Genomic DNA, 14379 nt, shown 5'->3' with positions numbered 1-14379 from the left:
TGGGCGATACTGGGATCGAACCAGTGACCTCTTCCGTGTCAGGGAAGCGCGCTACCGCTGCGCCAATCGCCCGAGGTGGGTACGGGATTCGAACCCGTGTATACGGCTTTGCAGGCCGCTGCCTCGCCTCTCGGCCAACCCACCGTGGTCGCCAACTGAAGCTGGCAAGGAACCTACGAGCGGACGACGGGACTCGAACCCGCGACCCTCACCTTGGCAAGGTGATGCTCTACCAACTGAGCCACGTCCGCATGTCGGGGCGTTGCCCTGACGAGATAGTGACTTTAGCCCATTCGCGTCGACGACACAAAACGGCCTTGAGTCACAGCGAGTCGTGGGGCTGAGTGCCGCCACTACCGTTGACCCCATGGAAGGCCCCGATGGCACGGCACTGGCTGCCAGTGCGCAGTTCCGTTCCGTGCGTGCGCGCGGCGTTGTCGAGCACATTGACGCGGTACGGGACGGCGCACGCCTGGCGCAGGGCGGGTTCTGGGTGGTCGTGGGCGACTTCGATGGCCGGGTTGATGCCTGGCGAATGGCGCAGGTGGAGCACGCGGAGGACGGTGCGTTCGCTGATGGCGAACGTCTTGCGGGCGCGCCGCCCTGGGTGGGGCCGCCAGCCGATTCCTGGGTGAGTTCCCTGTCGCATGCGCAGTACCTGCGTGGCGTCGAGTCCATCCGCGCAGAGATTCGTGATGGTGAGGTTTACCAGGTCAATCTCTGTCGCGTGCTGACCGCGCCGCTTGCCGCGGGTGAGCGAGGCCCTGACGCGGTGGCTCTTGCGAACACGCTCGCCAAGGGCAACCCTGCTCGCTACGCCTCGCGCATTGTGATCCCCGCTGGGGCAGGCAGTGAGCAGGCGCCACCGACCTGGGTGGTGTCCGCATCGCCCGAGCTCTACCTCGGCGTCGAGGGCGCACAGGTGCGGTCGAGTCCCATCAAGGGCACGGCGGCTCCCGGCTCAGCAATGCTGGACAAGGACGTCGCGGAGAACGTCATGATCACCGACCTGGTGCGCAACGACCTCTCCCACGTGGCCCGCCCTGGCAGCGTGGGTGTGCCTGAACTGCTCGGTGAGCACGCACACCCGGGACTGACGCATCTGGAGTCCACCGTTGAAGTCACGCTCGAGCAGGACTTTGACTGGACGGAGGCGATGTGGCCGGCACTATGGGACGGGACCTTTCCCCCCGGTTCGGTCTCGGGCGCCCCCAAGAGCTCCGCATTGCGGATCATTGCGCGCGAGGAGAGCGCGCCTCGCGGTCCCTATTGCGGTGCCATCGGGTGGATTGACGCAGATGCGCGACGCGCTGAGCTCGCCGTTGGCATCCGGACATTCTGGTGGAAGGCGGGCGCGCTGCATTTCGGCACAGGCGCCGGCATTACTTGGGGATCGGTCCCGCAGGGTGAATGGGAAGAGACCGAACTGAAGGCCCAGAGGTTGATTGGCCTGGCATCCACTGAAATGATGCGCTCATGAATGCAGTGGTGTGGGCAGGGGGGACGCTGCGAGATCCTGGCGAACCGGTGATCGTCGCAACGGACCACGGCTTCACCGTGGGTGACGGAGTTTTCGAGACGCTCGGCATTGACGGCGGCGTTCCTTTTGCGCTTTCGCGGCACCTCGCCAGACTCGCTTACAGCGCCAGCCGCATGGGGATCGCCGTGCCGGACCGCACGACGATTGAGGGTGCGATCCGCGAGGTTCTTGACGCGGGGCAGGGGCGCCTGACACGAATGAGAATTACCGTGACGTCGGGCGACGGGCCCATGGGCTCGGCACGGGGCGACGGACCGCCCACCCTGGTGGTGACGGCACTCACGGCACGGCGGCCGCGCGTGTGCCACGCCGTGCGCGCGCCGTGGAGCCGCAACGAGCGGGGTGCGCTCACCGGCATCAAGTCCACCTCGTACGCGGAAAACGCCGTCATGGTGGAGTACGCCCGCTCCAAGGGTGCGGACGAGGCCCTCGTGGCTAACACCCACGGCAACCTGTGCGAGGGAACCGCTACCAACGTGTTCATCGAGCGCGGGGGAGAGCTGCTCACGCCGCCACTGGCCTCAGGGTGCCTCGCAGGGATCACGCGAGGTCTGGCGCTCGAGTGGGGCGCGCAGGCGGGTCTGCCGGTGCGGGTGACCGCTGCTGGCGAACTTCCCATGAGCGTGCTGGACGAGGTCATCGCGGGGCGCGCACACCTAGCCGTCACGTCCTCCCTGCGCGGGGTGCAACACGTCTCGAGCCTTGATGGCCACGAGCTCACACCGGGGCCGCTCCTGCGCCGGCTCAGCGCCACCTATGAGCTCCGGGCGGAGCGTGACCGGGATCCGGTGGTGCCTTCGCGGCGGTGACGACGCCGCATGAGAGGTCTCTCACGGGCCTCTCCTTGTCCTCTCACCTGGGCCCTCCACAGTGGTTCCTGTAGCGCCCACCAGGGGCGCTCCGTGAGAGGAGCACCACCATGAACAAGCGTGTGTTGTGGACCGTGACCGGCGCACTGGGCATCATCGGCATCGGCGGTTCCGCCGCTCTCGCCGACGCGTACCACGTGAACAAGGAAGACGACGGAGCCGTCGTCCAGGTCGAGAAGTCCAAGGACGGCGTGGCGGTGAGCGTCAAGATCAACTCGACGCAGTCGCCCATCTCCGTCGTGACCCCCGTGTCGGTGCGCAGCACCGTCAGCCCTGTGACCCCCGTCAGTGTCACGACTCCCGTGAGTGTCCAGTCGCCCGTGAGTGTCCAGTCGCCCGTGAGTGTCCAGTCGCCGGTCACGCCGCAGTCGCCCGTGAGTGTCCAGTCGCCGGTGACGCCGCAGTCGCCCGTGAGTGCCCAGTCGCCGGTGACGCCGGCCTCCCCGGCCTCGGCCGCATCGGCCAACTAACCCAGCCCCCTGTGTGGCTGCGGGCTTGTGCCCGCAGCCACACAAGGGTGTCAGGAGAGCGCGAGGACGGATTCGATGAGAGTTTTCTCATCTACTTCTCCTCGGGCTCTCACGCTGTGACGGCACAGTGGTGAGCGAAGGTGCCCTCCGGGCACGACACGAAAGGGCCACGATCATGGACAAGCGCACACTGTGGACAGTGACGGGGGCGCTCGGCATCATCGCCATCGGCGGCACGGTCGCCCTCGCAGACTCGTTTCAGGCCGACCAACGTGATGGCGGGCCCGCCGTCCAGTTGGACTACGTCGAGAACACCGATGGGCTCACGGCCACCGTGTCGCCCACCCTGTCCGCAGTCACGCCGGTCAGCGCCGTGTCGGTCAAGAGCACCGTCACGCCCGTGACTCCGGTCAGCGTGGCCACGCCCGCGGCGGCTCCGACCGCCGTCAGTGCGCGCACGGTGGTCACCCCGATCACGCCTGTGAGCGCCAAGACGGTGGTCAGTGCAAAGACGCCTGTCAGCGCCACAACCGTGGCGAGTGCTACGACGCCAGTGTCCGCCGCATCGGCCAACTAGGCCCTCAACCCGCTATTCGCGCCGCGCTCAGGGCATCAGGCGATAGCCGCTGCCTCGTACCGTCTCGATTCGCTCGGCGCCGATCTTGCCGCGCAGGTAGCGAACATAGACGTCGACCACGTTGCTTCCAGGATCAAAGTCGTAGCCCCAGACTTGGGACAGCAACTGCTCCCGTGTGAGGACCTGCCGAGGGTGGCGCATGAGAGTCTCCGCGAGGGCAAACTCCCTGGAGGAGAGGTCCACTTCCTTGCCCTCGACGCGCATGCGGCGCGAGCGCAGGTCGAGCACCAGGTCCCCATGGTCGATCACGGTCGCCTCAGCGACGTTGTCGGGGCGCAGACGCAGGCGCACGCGTGCGAGCAGCTCGTCGAAGCCGAATGGCTTGCCCATGTAGTCGTCGGCGCCGCCTTGGAGACCCGCCACCGTGTCGTCGAGCGAGCGTCGGGCGCTGAGGATGATTACGGGCACGCTCACCCCGCTATCACGTAAGCGAGCAAGGAGTGCCATGCCGTCCTCGTCGGGCAGGCCAAGGTCGAGGATGATCATGTCGGGATCAGCCACGATGGCGGCATCGAAGCCCTCACGTGCGGTGGTGGCGATCAGACAGGCATAGCCAGCACCCTTGAGCCCCTTCGCGATGAACGACGCGATGCGCTCCTCGTCCTCAATCACCAGGATTTGGGTCATGCGTGCTGGTCTCCTTCGTGAGCGTCAGAGTCGGCGGACGGATCCGGCGCGTGGCCATCGTGGGCAGACGGCACGACCATAGGGATGGTGACCGTGAACCGCGACCCTTCACCGGGTGTGCTGTCGACGGCAACCTCGCCACCGTGTGCCTGTGCGATCGCTTGGACAATCGGCAGGCCAAGACCTGAGCCCTGCACCCGATGTTGACCCGCCCGCGCGAAGCGTTCGAAAATGCGCTCGCGGTCCTCGGATGCGATGCCGGGGCCGGCGTCGGCGACCCACAGGGCGGCGGTGGTGCCATCGCAGGCCGAGCCGATCGCGATGCGGGTGCCCGGCTCGGAGAACTTCACGGCGTTCGCGACCAACTGGAGCCAGGCCTGGGTCAATCGTTCGCGGTCGGCTGGCACCGTTCCGTCGGCGCGGGCATCGATGTCCCAGACGCGATCGCCCAGCGCAACGGACTTGTCGAACACCGCGTCGGTGAGTTCGGCCAGATCGACCGGTTCCAGCGTGACAAAGTCCGGGCGTTCGACCGAGGCGAGCGTGCTGAGGTCGCCGACCACGCGGTTCATGCGTGCCACCTCGTCGAGCACGAGAACGCGAACCTCCCGCGCATCGGCTGGGTCGTCGGTGTCCATGAGTTCCAGGTGGCCACGGATCACCGTCAGGGGAGTGCGCAGTTCATGGCTCACGTCGCTCATCAAGGCGGCTTGAGAGTCGAAGGTCCGCTCGAGCCTGGCGAGCATTTCGTTGACCGATTGCGTCATGTCGGCCATGTCGTCGCTGCCGGTCACGGGGATGCGCTCGGACAGGTCGCCTTGGCCGAGCCGCCGGGCGGTGCCCGCAAGGACACGCATAGGGCGAAGGAGCCTGCCTGCGACGATCCAGCCGATCAGGCCCACGACGACGAGCGCACCCAGCGCGACCAGCGCGTATGTCACAAAGACGTCGCTAAACCAGTCGGTCTCTGCTTCCATGTCGTAGCCAAAGACCAGCGCAGAGACCGAATCGAAGGCGGGGGTCGCGTCGTTGGCGCCCTCGTGGAGCGAACCATCCGCGTCGATACGCACGGGCACTACGGCGATGCGATAGGTGGTGGTGGGGGTCTGAATGCTCGTGAAGGTCGACCGATCGCCAGTCACGAGCGGCTCAAGGGCGGCCAGCAGTTCGGTGTCGTCCTCGAGCACCAGGTCCGCGCCCCTGGCCGTGTAGGCCATCTCGCCACCCACAAAGCCCAGCACGCCCTCGTTGCGTCCGGGAATGATCCGTTCCATGGCGGTGCGGACCAGGTCGGCGGGCGACGTGAAGGGCTCACCCGTGGTGGGATCGACACCCACGTCAGCCAAGACGCGGAACTCCTGGGCGGACGCTTCCAGTTCGTCTTCGATGAGCGCCTCGACCCGCATTTCCTGCAAACTTGCCGCCACCAGCCCCGCGAGCGCGAGCGCGATCGCGGTCAACGACACCATCGCGATCAGAATGTTCACGCGTACCGTGCGGCGCAGGCGCGGCGAGCGACGCGTGGGCGCGCCGGGAGCCTCGCCTGCGGGTGGTGTCATGGAGCCAGTGTTTCATCGTGCCAGGAGCGTCGGGATGAGACTTCTCTCATCGACACGTGCCACAGTGGTCACACGGACCCCAAAAGTACGGCTAGTATTGACACCGCTCAGGGCGATTGGCGCAGGGGTAGCGCGCTTCCTTCACACGGAAGAGGTCACTGGTTCGATCCCAGTATCGCCCACCATCACGAGAAGGCCTCAGGACACGTTCCTGAGGTCTTTCGTCATTCGCGGCGCGCCCGAGCCTGGCATGCGGCATCGCGGCTAGTGTCAGGAGCCATGAGCAACAGTCGCTCCCGATCTGCCACAGCCCGCCAGGTCATCGACGCGCCCAAGCAGGTTGTGGCTCTCGCACGGCTGAGTCCGATCTCGCGCACCATGATCCGCAAGCGCCTGACGTATCTGTCGCCGGTGAAACTGCGCGCGCTCGAGGGCGCGGTGCGCGAGATCGATGCGTCGAACGTACCCGGCGACATCGTGGAGTTTGGCGTGGCGCTTGGGGGAGTGACTGTCGCGCTCGCCGTCGGCTCCCCGTCACGAGCCGTGCATGGATTCGACGTGTTCGGTCGCATTCCCGCCCCGAGCGCGAGGGACGGCGACGTCGCCAAGGAGCGCTTCGAGGTCATCGAAAGCGGCCGCAGTCGTGGCATCCGTGGTGACGAGTACTACGGGTACATGGACGATGTGCTGGGCACCGTGCGTACCAACCTGGCTACCCACGGCATCGACCCCGAGGGGGGCCGAGTATCGCTCCACCAGGGGCTGTTCGATGAGTCGTGGCCGGGCGTGGTCCCGCAATTGGACAACGTGGCTCTCGCCCACGTCGACTGCGACTGGCACGACCCCGTCGCCTACTGCCTCGCGGCGGTGGCACCACTGATTCCGGTGGGCGGCATCATCGTGGTCGACGACTACGTGACGTACGAGGGCGCCCGTGCGGCCACGGACGCGTTCATTGCCGCGCACCCTGAGTTCGAGGTGCGCCACCTGGACGAAAACCTGTCGTTGCGCCGCGTGCGATAGCGCCTGTCCGACTCGTACGACTCGCCGAGCGTGCCTGCGGTGATGCGTGCGCATCGGCCCTGCCCATGGTGTGATGTCCTCATGGGAGGGGACCACGCGGCAGCAACGTTGCTGACCGGTCCGGGGGCTGAGCAGATCCTCGCGACCGCACTTGCGACGTCACATCAGTCGCTCGAGAGCTGGACGTTGGACGCCGTCAACGCGCGCCCGGGCGCAGAGACCTCTGCCGGGTACGACGTGGTCGCCGACGGCGAGCGGATGTACCTGGTCGCCAGCACCGTGTTGCTGACCGACGAGCAGCGCGCGGCGTCCAAAGCGGTGCGGCTGTCGTCCGACATTGGCGAGGTGCACGTGTGGCGCCATCCCGCCGATCCGTTCCTGCCCGGACTCGCGCCGGCCTCGGTGCCCGACGAACTCGCCCCGCGACTGTCCGCTGCGACCGGACGCACCGTGGTGATCGAAGCACTCGACATGCTCGTCCTACGGCCGATGCGCCGGGCAGTGCTGCGCGCACGCACCACCGCCGAGGATGGTCGCCGCACCTGGTACGTGAAGGTGGTGCGTCCCGAACGCTCGGAGGCAATGCTGCGTAGGCATCGCATGTGCGACCTCGCGCCGCTCGCCGTCGACGGGGGAGACGGCATCGTGATCGTGCGGGAGGCGTCGGGTGTGCCCATGACGAGGGCCCTGCATCGCCCCGACGGGTCGGACGCGGCGAGCATTGACCCGCACATGCTGCTGGAGGCGATGGACGCGCTGCCCAGCGACGCGCTTGCCCTCACGCCCCGCCCGGCCGTGGCCGACCGCGTCGCGGAATACGCCGCGATGGCCATCAAAGAGGGCCTCGACGACGCGCGAGTGCAGGCGCTGCGCTCACGCATCGAGGCCGTGCTGACGAGCGTGCCGATCACCCCGCCGGTGCCCACTCACGGCGACCTCCACCCCGCCAATGTCTACCTCGACAGTCCCACTGATCCGACGCGAGTGGTCGCCCTGATCGACCTCGACACGTTGGGCCCCGGCCGCGCGATTGACGACTGTGCGTGCATGGTCGCGCACCTGCTCGTACTGCCCGCGCTCGACCCCACCGGCTACGTCCACGTGCCGCGCGAGGCAGCGCGTATCTATGAGGTGTTCTCCACCCGTCACGATGAGCGAGAACTGCGCGCACGCGTGGCCGCTAACGTGCTCTCGCTCGCGGCCGGTACGGATGACGCGGACCACGCGCAGGCATGGCTCGAGGTGGCCGAAGCGGTCGTGGACCGCCGTACGCTCGCCTGACCACGCATCGGCCCCTCCCTGACGAGTCAAATGGATCCATTTGACCGGAAGGTGGGGCACTCCCACCGAGCAAATGGATCCATTTGACGGGAAGGTGGGGCGCTCCCACCCAGCAAATGGATCCATTTGACGGGGAAGGGGGAGCGGGGTCGGTAGCATCGTCGGGTGACCTGCGCGCGTTCGCGCGCCCGCACGCAACCTAAAGGAGACCACGGTGCCCAGCATCAACGTGACCGTCGACGGCGACCAGCGAGAGGTCGAGGCGACGACAACGGGCACCGATCTCTTTGGCGAGCGCCGCGAAGTACTGGTGATGCGCGTCAATGGCGCGCTGTGGGACCTCGCACGTGAGATCCCTGCCGATGCGGTGGTCGAGGCCGTGACGATCAACGAGCCCGATGGCTTGATGGTGTTGCGTCACTCGACCGCTCACGTGCTCGCCCAGGCCGTGCAGCAGATCAACCCCGACGCGAAGCTCGGCGTGGGACCACCCATCGAAAACGGCTTCTACTACGACTTTGACGTCGAAACCCCCTTCACTCCTGAGGACCTCAAGGCGCTCGAGAAGGCGATGCAGCGCATCGTGAAGGAGGGGCAGGCGTTCGTGCGCCGCGAGGTGACCCGTGAGGAGGCGCTCGCCGAACTGTCGCACGAGCCCTTCAAGTGCGAACTGCTCACGCACGACACTGCAGGTGCTGAGGGCGCCTCCGTCGAGATCGGCGAGGGCGAGATCACCATCTACGACAACGTGCGTCGCGGCGGTGAGCGCGCCTGGGGCGACCTGTGCCGTGGACCCCACGTGCCGTCCACCCGGGTGCTGCAGAACGGCTGGTCGCTCATGCGCTCTGCGGCCGCCTACTGGAAGGGATCCGAGAAGAACCCCCAGTTGCAGCGCGTGTACGGCACCGCGTGGGCCTCGAAGGAGGACCTCAACGCCTACAAGGAGCGTCTCGCCGAGGCCGAGCGCCGCGACCACCGCAAGCTGGGCGCCGAACTCGACCTGTTCTCTTTCCCTGACGAGATCGGTTCGGGACTGGCGGTCTTCCACCCCAAGGGCGGCATCATCCGCATGGAGATGGAGGAGTACTCGCGCAAGCGCCACATCCAAGAGGGCTACGAGTTCGTCTACTCGCCCCACGCCACCAAGGGCAAGTTGTTCGAGGTCTCGGGTCACCTGGACTGGTACCGCGACGGCATGTACCCCCCGATGCACCTCGACGAGGAGCGCGACGCGGACGGCAACGTCACCAAGCAGGGCCAGGACTACTTCCTCAAGCCCATGAACTGCCCCATGCACAACCTGATCTTCGACTCGCGTGGCCGCTCGTACCGCGAACTGCCGCTGCGTCTGTTCGAGTTCGGCACGGTGTACCGCTACGAGAAGTCCGGCGTGGTGCACGGCATGACCCGCGCCCGCGGCTTTACTCAGGACGACGCCCACATCTACTGCACCCGCGAGCAGATGAAGGACGAGCTGACCAAGACCCTCGAGTTCGTGCTCGACCTTCTCAAGGATTACGGCCTCGAGGACTTCTACCTCGAGCTGTCGACTCGCAATCCCGACAAGTCGGTGGGCTCCGACGAGATCTGGGAAGAGGCCACCGAGACGCTGCGTGAGGTCGCCGTCGCGTCCGGCCTTGAGTTGGTCCCCGACCCGGGCGGCGCCGCGTTCTACGGCCCCAAGATCTCGGTGCAAACCCGGGATGCGATCGGTCGCACCTGGCAGATGTCGACCATTCAGCTCGACTTCAACCTGCCCGAGCGCTTCGAGCTCGAGTACACCGCGCCCGACGGTTCGCGCCAGCAGCCCGTGATGATCCACCGAGCGCTGTTTGGGTCCATCGAGCGCTTCTTCGCCATCCTGACTGAGCACTACGCGGGCGCCTTCCCGGTGTGGCTCGCGCCCGTGCAGGTGCGTGCCATTCCCGTGGCCGAGCCCTTCAACGACTACTTGGCCGATGTGGTGGAACAGTTGCGCTCGCACGGCATCCGTGCGGAGCTCGACGCCTCGGACGAGCGCTTCCCCAAGAAGATCCGCACCGCGTCGAAGGAGAAGATCCCGTTCACCCTGATCGCCGGCGGCGACGACGCCGATGCGGGTGCCGTGTCCTTCCGCTTCCGCGACGGGAGCCAGGAGAACCAGGTGCCCGTCGCGGATGCCGTCGCGCGCATCGTCGAGGCAGTGCGTTCCAAGGCGCAGGTGTAGCAGTGGTCGACTTTGTCGATGGCGAGATGATGGGGGGCCAGGCCGACGGCCTGGAACGCCTGTGGACACCTCACCGCATGGCCTACGTGTCGCACGCCTCCAAGCGCGAGACGTTCGAGGGCGCGCACGAGTGCCCGCTGTGCCAGAAGCTCGACATGACCGACCGTGACGCGCTCGTGGTGCACAGGGGAGAGCATTGCTACGTGGTGCTGAACCTGTACCCCTATAACCCCGGGCACCTCATGGTGTGCCCCTACCGCCACATTGGCTGGTACACCGAGGCCACCGACGCTGAGCGCGACGAGATGGGCGTGCTGACCCAGAAGGCCATGCGGGTGCTGACCCGGGTGAGTGGCACGCAGGGTTTCAACATCGGCATGAACCAGGGTCAGGCCGGCGGTGCGGGTATCGCCGAGCACCTTCATCAGCACGTGGTGCCTCGCTGGACGGGCGACGTGAACTTTTTGCCGATCATCGGGCACACCAAAGCGTTGCCCGAGCTGCTTGACGACACCTGGGCGAAGGTCTCCGCCGCCTGGGGTGAGGTGGACTAATGCTGGGTTGGCTTCGCCCGTTCATGGGCCGGCTGTGGGCCGCGCCTGCCAAGGGCTTGCTCGCGTTGGGGATTCACCCCAATGCCGTGACGATCATCGGCACCATCGGCGTCGTGTTCGGCGCGTGCTTCTTCTTCCCCAAGGGCGGCATCAACCTGTTCTGGGGTGTCATGGTCATCACGTTCTTTGTGGTGACGGACATGCTCGACGGCACCATGGCGCGGCTGTCGGGCAAGACGTCTCGCTTGGGCGCCTACCTGGACTCCACTCTCGACCGGGTGGCCGATGCGGCCATCTTTGGCGCACTCGTGTGGACCTTCCGCGTGGACGAGCCCGCCACCGCGCTGGCCGCGCTGCTGTGCCTCACGCTGGGCTCGTTTGTGCCGTACGCACGCGCCAAGGCGGAGAGCCTCGGCATTGACGCCAAGGGTGGCATCGCGGAGCGCGGCGACAGGTTGGTCATTGGGCTGACCGCCACGGGCTTCGTCGGACTGGGCTTGCCTCTGTGGGTGCTCACCGTCGTGCTGTATCTGTTGGCGGCCGCCGCTCTCATCACCGTCGTCCAGCGCACCCTCAAGGTCATGAAGGACAACGCGAAGGACCGCACCATCCCGGCACTGCCGTCCGCCAGTGAAGGCGGCACGAGTTAGCGATGGCTGCTCTGATGACCGCGTGGCGGGTCTCGCGCATGCTGCCCGTGGGAGCGGTGCGAGTGATCGCAGCGGGCGCCGCGACGCTGGCCTGGCGACGCGGGGGCAAGGCCGTGGATCGCCTTGAGGACAACCTTCACCGGGTGACGGGGCTGTCGGGACAGCCGATGCGTGAGCTGAGCAAGCGCTCACTGCAGTCGATCTCTCGTTACTACGCCGAGGCACTCACGCTCGACCGCTTCAGTGCCGAGCAGATTGCGGCGAGGGTGCGCACGGAGAATTACGAGCCGGTTCAGGGCCTCCTGGAGACCGCCCAGACGGGTGTGGTGGCCGTGCTGTCCCACAGCGGCAACTGGGACCTGGTGGGCGCATACGCGTCGCGCCACATCATCCCCGTGGCCGCTGTCGCGGAGAAGCTCAAGCCCCAGGAGATGTTCGAGCGCTTTGTTGCCATGCGTGAGGCGATCGGCATCAAGGTGCTCGCCCACGAGGGCGGCAGCACGTTCCGCGAACTCATCCGCATGGCGCGCCGTGACCGGGCGTTGCTGTGCCTCCTTGCTGACCGCGACCTGTCGGGCTCCGGCGTCGAGGTGCAGATGTGGGGCCACGGTGTGAAGGTCGCCCCGGGCCCGGCCGCGCTGGGCCTCGCGACGGGAGCGCGCATCGTCCCGGTGCATGTGTATTACGAGCGGCTCACCGGCGCGCGGCGCCGGGCCGCTGGTTCGCCGTGGGGTGTGGTGCTCAGTTTTGGTGAGGCGATCGATCCGGCCGATGCGGTGGGAGAGACCCGCGAGGAGCAGGTGAGCGACCTGTCTCAGCGGTGGGCGGCGTGGATGGCCGACCGCATCGCCGAGCACGCCGAAGATTGGCACATGTTGCAAAGGTTCGGTTGGGTGTCATGAGGATCGGCATCGTGTGCCCGTATTCGCTCGACAGGCCGGGTGGCGTGCAGTTGCACGTGACGGATCTTGCCGAGGCGCTGCAGGCCCGTGGTCACGAGGTGTCGGTGCTGGCCCCCGCAGCACCTGGCACCGAGGTGCCGCCGTACGTGACGACCGCCGGTCGCTCGATCCCGGTGCGGTACAACGGCTCCGTGGCGCGCATCAAGTTCGGCATGATCGCGGCCATGCGCGTGCGCACGTGGCTGCGCGAGGGCAAGTTTGACGTGGTGCACCTGCACGAGCCGGGGACCCTGTCGCTGTCAGTGATCGCGATGTGGGCGCGCCTGGGGCCCACGGTCGCGACGTTCCACTCGAACCAAGAGCATTCGCGCATCATGCGTAACGCGAAGCCGTTCATCAAGCCCGGCTACGAGGAACTGGACGCTCGCATCGCGGTGTCGCCCTCGGCAGACCGCACGGTCAAGCACCACCTGCGTGTGGCCGCCACTCACATCATCCCCAACGGCGTCGACACGACGGCGTACGTGGACGCCGAGCCTGTGGCCGAATGGCAGGGGACCGCGCAGGCGCCCACCATCGGGATCCTTGGCCGCATGGACGAGCCCCGCAAGGGACTCGACGAGTACCTCGCGGCCATTCCCTACGTGCGCAGGCGTCACCCTCGTGCACGCTTCCTGGTCGCGGGCCGCTTCTCCGACCGCACCGCCGCGAAGGCCGCACGGGCCGGCGCCGAGGTGATCGGCGAACTCGACGAGGGCATGAAGGCCCGCTTCATGTCATCCGTCGACGTCTACTGCGCCCCCAACCTCGGTGGCGAGAGCTTTGGGATCGTGCTCGTGGAGGCGATGGCCGCGGGCACCGCGGTGGTCGCGAGCAACCTCACGGCCTTCCGTGACGTCGCCAGGAACTCCGACGGGGACACCTGCGTGGCGCTGCACACCGTGGGCGATTCGGTGGAGCTCGCGGCCAGGGTCAACGCCCTCATTGACGATCCCGAGGCACGTCGAGACCTTGCACGGAGGGGCCAGGAGAGGGCTGGCACCTTTGACTGGCGCCAAGTCGCCCCCAGAATCGAAGAGACCTACCGCGACGCCATTAGGATGGACGCGGAATTTCATCCCCATCCAGCGAAGGACAGCACCGCATGAGCGACAACGCCGAGAGCACCACCCCCAAGGTCGGAACCGACCTGGTTAAGCGCGGCATGGCCGAGATGCTCAAGGGCGGCGTGATCATGGACGTGGTCACCCCCGAGCAGGCGAAGATTGCCGAGGACGCAGGCGCCGTGGCCGTCATGGCGCTCGAGCGCGTGCCCGCCGACATCCGCGCCCAGGGCGGCGTGTCCCGCATGAGCGACCCGGACATGATCCAGGGCATCATCGAGGCCGTGTCCATCCCCGTGATGGCCAAGGCCCGCATCGGCCACTTTGTCGAGGCGCAGGTGCTGCAGAGCCTCGGAGTCGACTACATCGACGAGTCCGAGGTGCTGACCCCCGCCGACTACACCCACCACATCGACAAGTGGAACTTCACCGTTCCCTTCGTGTGCGGTGCGACCAACCTGGGTGAGGCGCTGCGCCGCATCTCCGAGGGTGCGGCCATGATCCGCTCCAAGGGCGAGGCCGGCACCGGTGACGTGTCGAACGCGACCACGCACATGCGCACCCTGCGCACCGAGATCGCCCGCCTGACCTCGCTGCCCAAGGACGAGCTGTACGTCGCCGCCAAGGAGCTCCAGGCTCCGCTGCCCCTGGTCCAGGAGGTCGCCGAGACCGGCAAGCTGCCCGTCGTGACCTTCACTGCTGGCGGCATTGCGACCCCCGCGGACGCCGCGATGATGATGCAGCTGGGCGCCGAGGGTGTGTTCGTCGGCTCGGGCATCTTCAAGTCCGGCGACCCCGCCGCGCGCGCCGCAGCGATCGTCAAGGCCACCACGTTCTACGACGACCCCGCCGTGATCGCGGATGTGTCGCGTGGCCTGGGCGAGGCCATGGTCGGTCTCAACGTCGACGAGATCCCCGAGCCTCACCGCCTCGCCGAGCGCGGCTGGTAACTCACTCG

General features: G+C 67.0%; 14 protein-coding genes and 4 tRNA genes. 13 read left to right on the top strand and 5 right to left on the bottom strand.

All coding sequences use genetic code 11. The features are described 5' to 3' along the window. From ACK5NO_RS05660 to ACK5NO_RS05650, 3 genes are all read right to left on the bottom strand, one after another. A tRNA-Val gene (locus ACK5NO_RS05660) sits at nucleotides 1–72 on the bottom strand. A gap of 1 nt (nucleotide 73) precedes the next feature. Further along, nucleotides 74–144 (bottom strand) — tRNA-Cys (locus ACK5NO_RS05655). 34 nt (nucleotides 145–178) lie between these two features. Next, nucleotides 179–251 (bottom strand) — tRNA-Gly (locus ACK5NO_RS05650). 116 nt (nucleotides 252–367) lie between these two features. On the opposite strand from ACK5NO_RS05650, the gene ACK5NO_RS05645 reads away from it, so the two are divergent. The 4 genes from ACK5NO_RS05645 (at nucleotide 368) to ACK5NO_RS05630 (ending at nucleotide 3456) form a co-directional block, all read left to right on the top strand. Then, nucleotides 368–1480, top strand: coding sequence for a chorismate-binding protein (locus ACK5NO_RS05645; RefSeq protein ID WP_416811694.1), 1113 nt, complete (start codon nucleotides 368–370; stop codon nucleotides 1478–1480). Continuing rightward, a complete protein-coding gene (locus ACK5NO_RS05640) occupies nucleotides 1477–2349 on the top strand; it encodes an aminotransferase class IV (RefSeq protein ID WP_416811693.1) in 873 nt (290 codons plus the stop codon). The genes ACK5NO_RS05645 and ACK5NO_RS05640 overlap by 4 nt, the downstream gene beginning before the upstream one ends. Nucleotides 2350–2459: 110 nt before the next feature. Continuing rightward, nucleotides 2460–2879: a hypothetical protein gene (locus ACK5NO_RS05635; protein WP_416811692.1), complete on the top strand. Its 420-nt coding sequence runs from the start codon at nucleotides 2460–2462 to the stop codon at nucleotides 2877–2879. Nucleotides 2880–3054: 175 nt separating this feature from the next. Then, on the top strand, nucleotides 3055–3456 hold the full coding sequence (locus ACK5NO_RS05630; RefSeq protein WP_416811691.1) for a hypothetical protein: 402 nt from the start codon (nucleotides 3055–3057) through the stop codon (nucleotides 3454–3456). 27 nt (nucleotides 3457–3483) lie between these two features. Here ACK5NO_RS05630 and ACK5NO_RS05625 read toward each other — a convergent pair whose 3' ends face one another. Further along, nucleotides 3484–4143: a response regulator transcription factor gene (locus tag ACK5NO_RS05625; protein ID WP_416811690.1), complete on the bottom strand. Its 660-nt coding sequence runs from the start codon at nucleotides 4141–4143 to the stop codon at nucleotides 3484–3486. Further along, nucleotides 4140–5702 (bottom strand): sensor histidine kinase, encoded by a 1563-nt coding sequence (locus tag ACK5NO_RS05620; RefSeq protein ID WP_416811689.1) that lies wholly within the window; start codon nucleotides 5700–5702, stop codon nucleotides 4140–4142. The genes ACK5NO_RS05625 and ACK5NO_RS05620 overlap by 4 nt, the downstream gene beginning before the upstream one ends. Before the next feature lie 110 nt (nucleotides 5703–5812). Between ACK5NO_RS05620 and ACK5NO_RS05615 the strand changes: the two genes are divergently transcribed. The 9 genes from ACK5NO_RS05615 to pdxS all read left to right on the top strand — a co-directional run bounded on the left by ACK5NO_RS05615 (nucleotide 5813) and on the right by pdxS (nucleotide 14371). Then, nucleotides 5813–5887 (top strand) — tRNA-Val (locus tag ACK5NO_RS05615). Between the two features lie 94 nt (nucleotides 5888–5981). After that, entirely contained in the window at nucleotides 5982–6725 is a 744-nt protein-coding gene (locus tag ACK5NO_RS05610; protein ID WP_416811688.1) for a TylF/MycF/NovP-related O-methyltransferase, read from the top strand. Nucleotides 6726–6806: 81 nt separating this feature from the next. Continuing rightward, the gene (locus ACK5NO_RS05605; RefSeq protein ID WP_416811687.1) at nucleotides 6807–8006 is read left to right on the top strand and encodes a phosphotransferase; all 1200 of its coding nucleotides are present in this window, start codon (nucleotides 6807–6809) and stop codon (nucleotides 8004–8006) included. 214 nt (nucleotides 8007–8220) lie between these two features. Further along, entirely contained in the window at nucleotides 8221–10212 is a 1992-nt protein-coding gene (gene thrS, locus ACK5NO_RS05600; RefSeq protein ID WP_416811686.1) for a threonine--tRNA ligase, read from the top strand. A 26-nt stretch (nucleotides 10213–10238) separates the two neighbouring features. Further along, on the top strand, nucleotides 10239–10766 hold the full coding sequence (locus ACK5NO_RS05595) for an HIT family protein (RefSeq protein WP_416811695.1): 528 nt from the start codon (nucleotides 10239–10241) through the stop codon (nucleotides 10764–10766). After that, nucleotides 10766–11416, top strand: a complete 651-nt coding sequence (pgsA, locus tag ACK5NO_RS05590; protein ID WP_416811685.1) for a phosphatidylinositol phosphate synthase — start codon at nucleotides 10766–10768, stop codon at nucleotides 11414–11416. The genes ACK5NO_RS05595 and pgsA overlap by 1 nt, the downstream gene beginning before the upstream one ends. 2 nt (nucleotides 11417–11418) lie before the next feature. Continuing rightward, the gene (locus tag ACK5NO_RS05585; protein ID WP_416811684.1) at nucleotides 11419–12318 is read left to right on the top strand and encodes a phosphatidylinositol mannoside acyltransferase; all 900 of its coding nucleotides are present in this window, start codon (nucleotides 11419–11421) and stop codon (nucleotides 12316–12318) included. Beyond that, the gene (locus ACK5NO_RS05580) at nucleotides 12315–13466 is read left to right on the top strand and encodes a glycosyltransferase family 4 protein (RefSeq protein ID WP_416811683.1); all 1152 of its coding nucleotides are present in this window, start codon (nucleotides 12315–12317) and stop codon (nucleotides 13464–13466) included. Before ACK5NO_RS05585 ends, ACK5NO_RS05580 begins: the two co-directional genes overlap by 4 nt. Beyond that, the gene (pdxS, locus tag ACK5NO_RS05575; protein WP_416811682.1) at nucleotides 13463–14371 is read left to right on the top strand and encodes a pyridoxal 5'-phosphate synthase lyase subunit PdxS; all 909 of its coding nucleotides are present in this window, start codon (nucleotides 13463–13465) and stop codon (nucleotides 14369–14371) included. The genes ACK5NO_RS05580 and pdxS overlap by 4 nt, the downstream gene beginning before the upstream one ends. Nucleotides 14372–14379: the final 8 nt, after the last annotated feature.

Origin of the sequence: Demequina sp. (genome assembly GCF_047975725.1) — a bacterium.
Taxonomy (GTDB): Bacteria; Actinomycetota; Actinomycetes; order Actinomycetales; family Demequinaceae; genus Demequina.
Note: the sequence above shows the minus strand (reverse complement) of the source record. Positions and strands in the feature narration are given on the sequence as shown.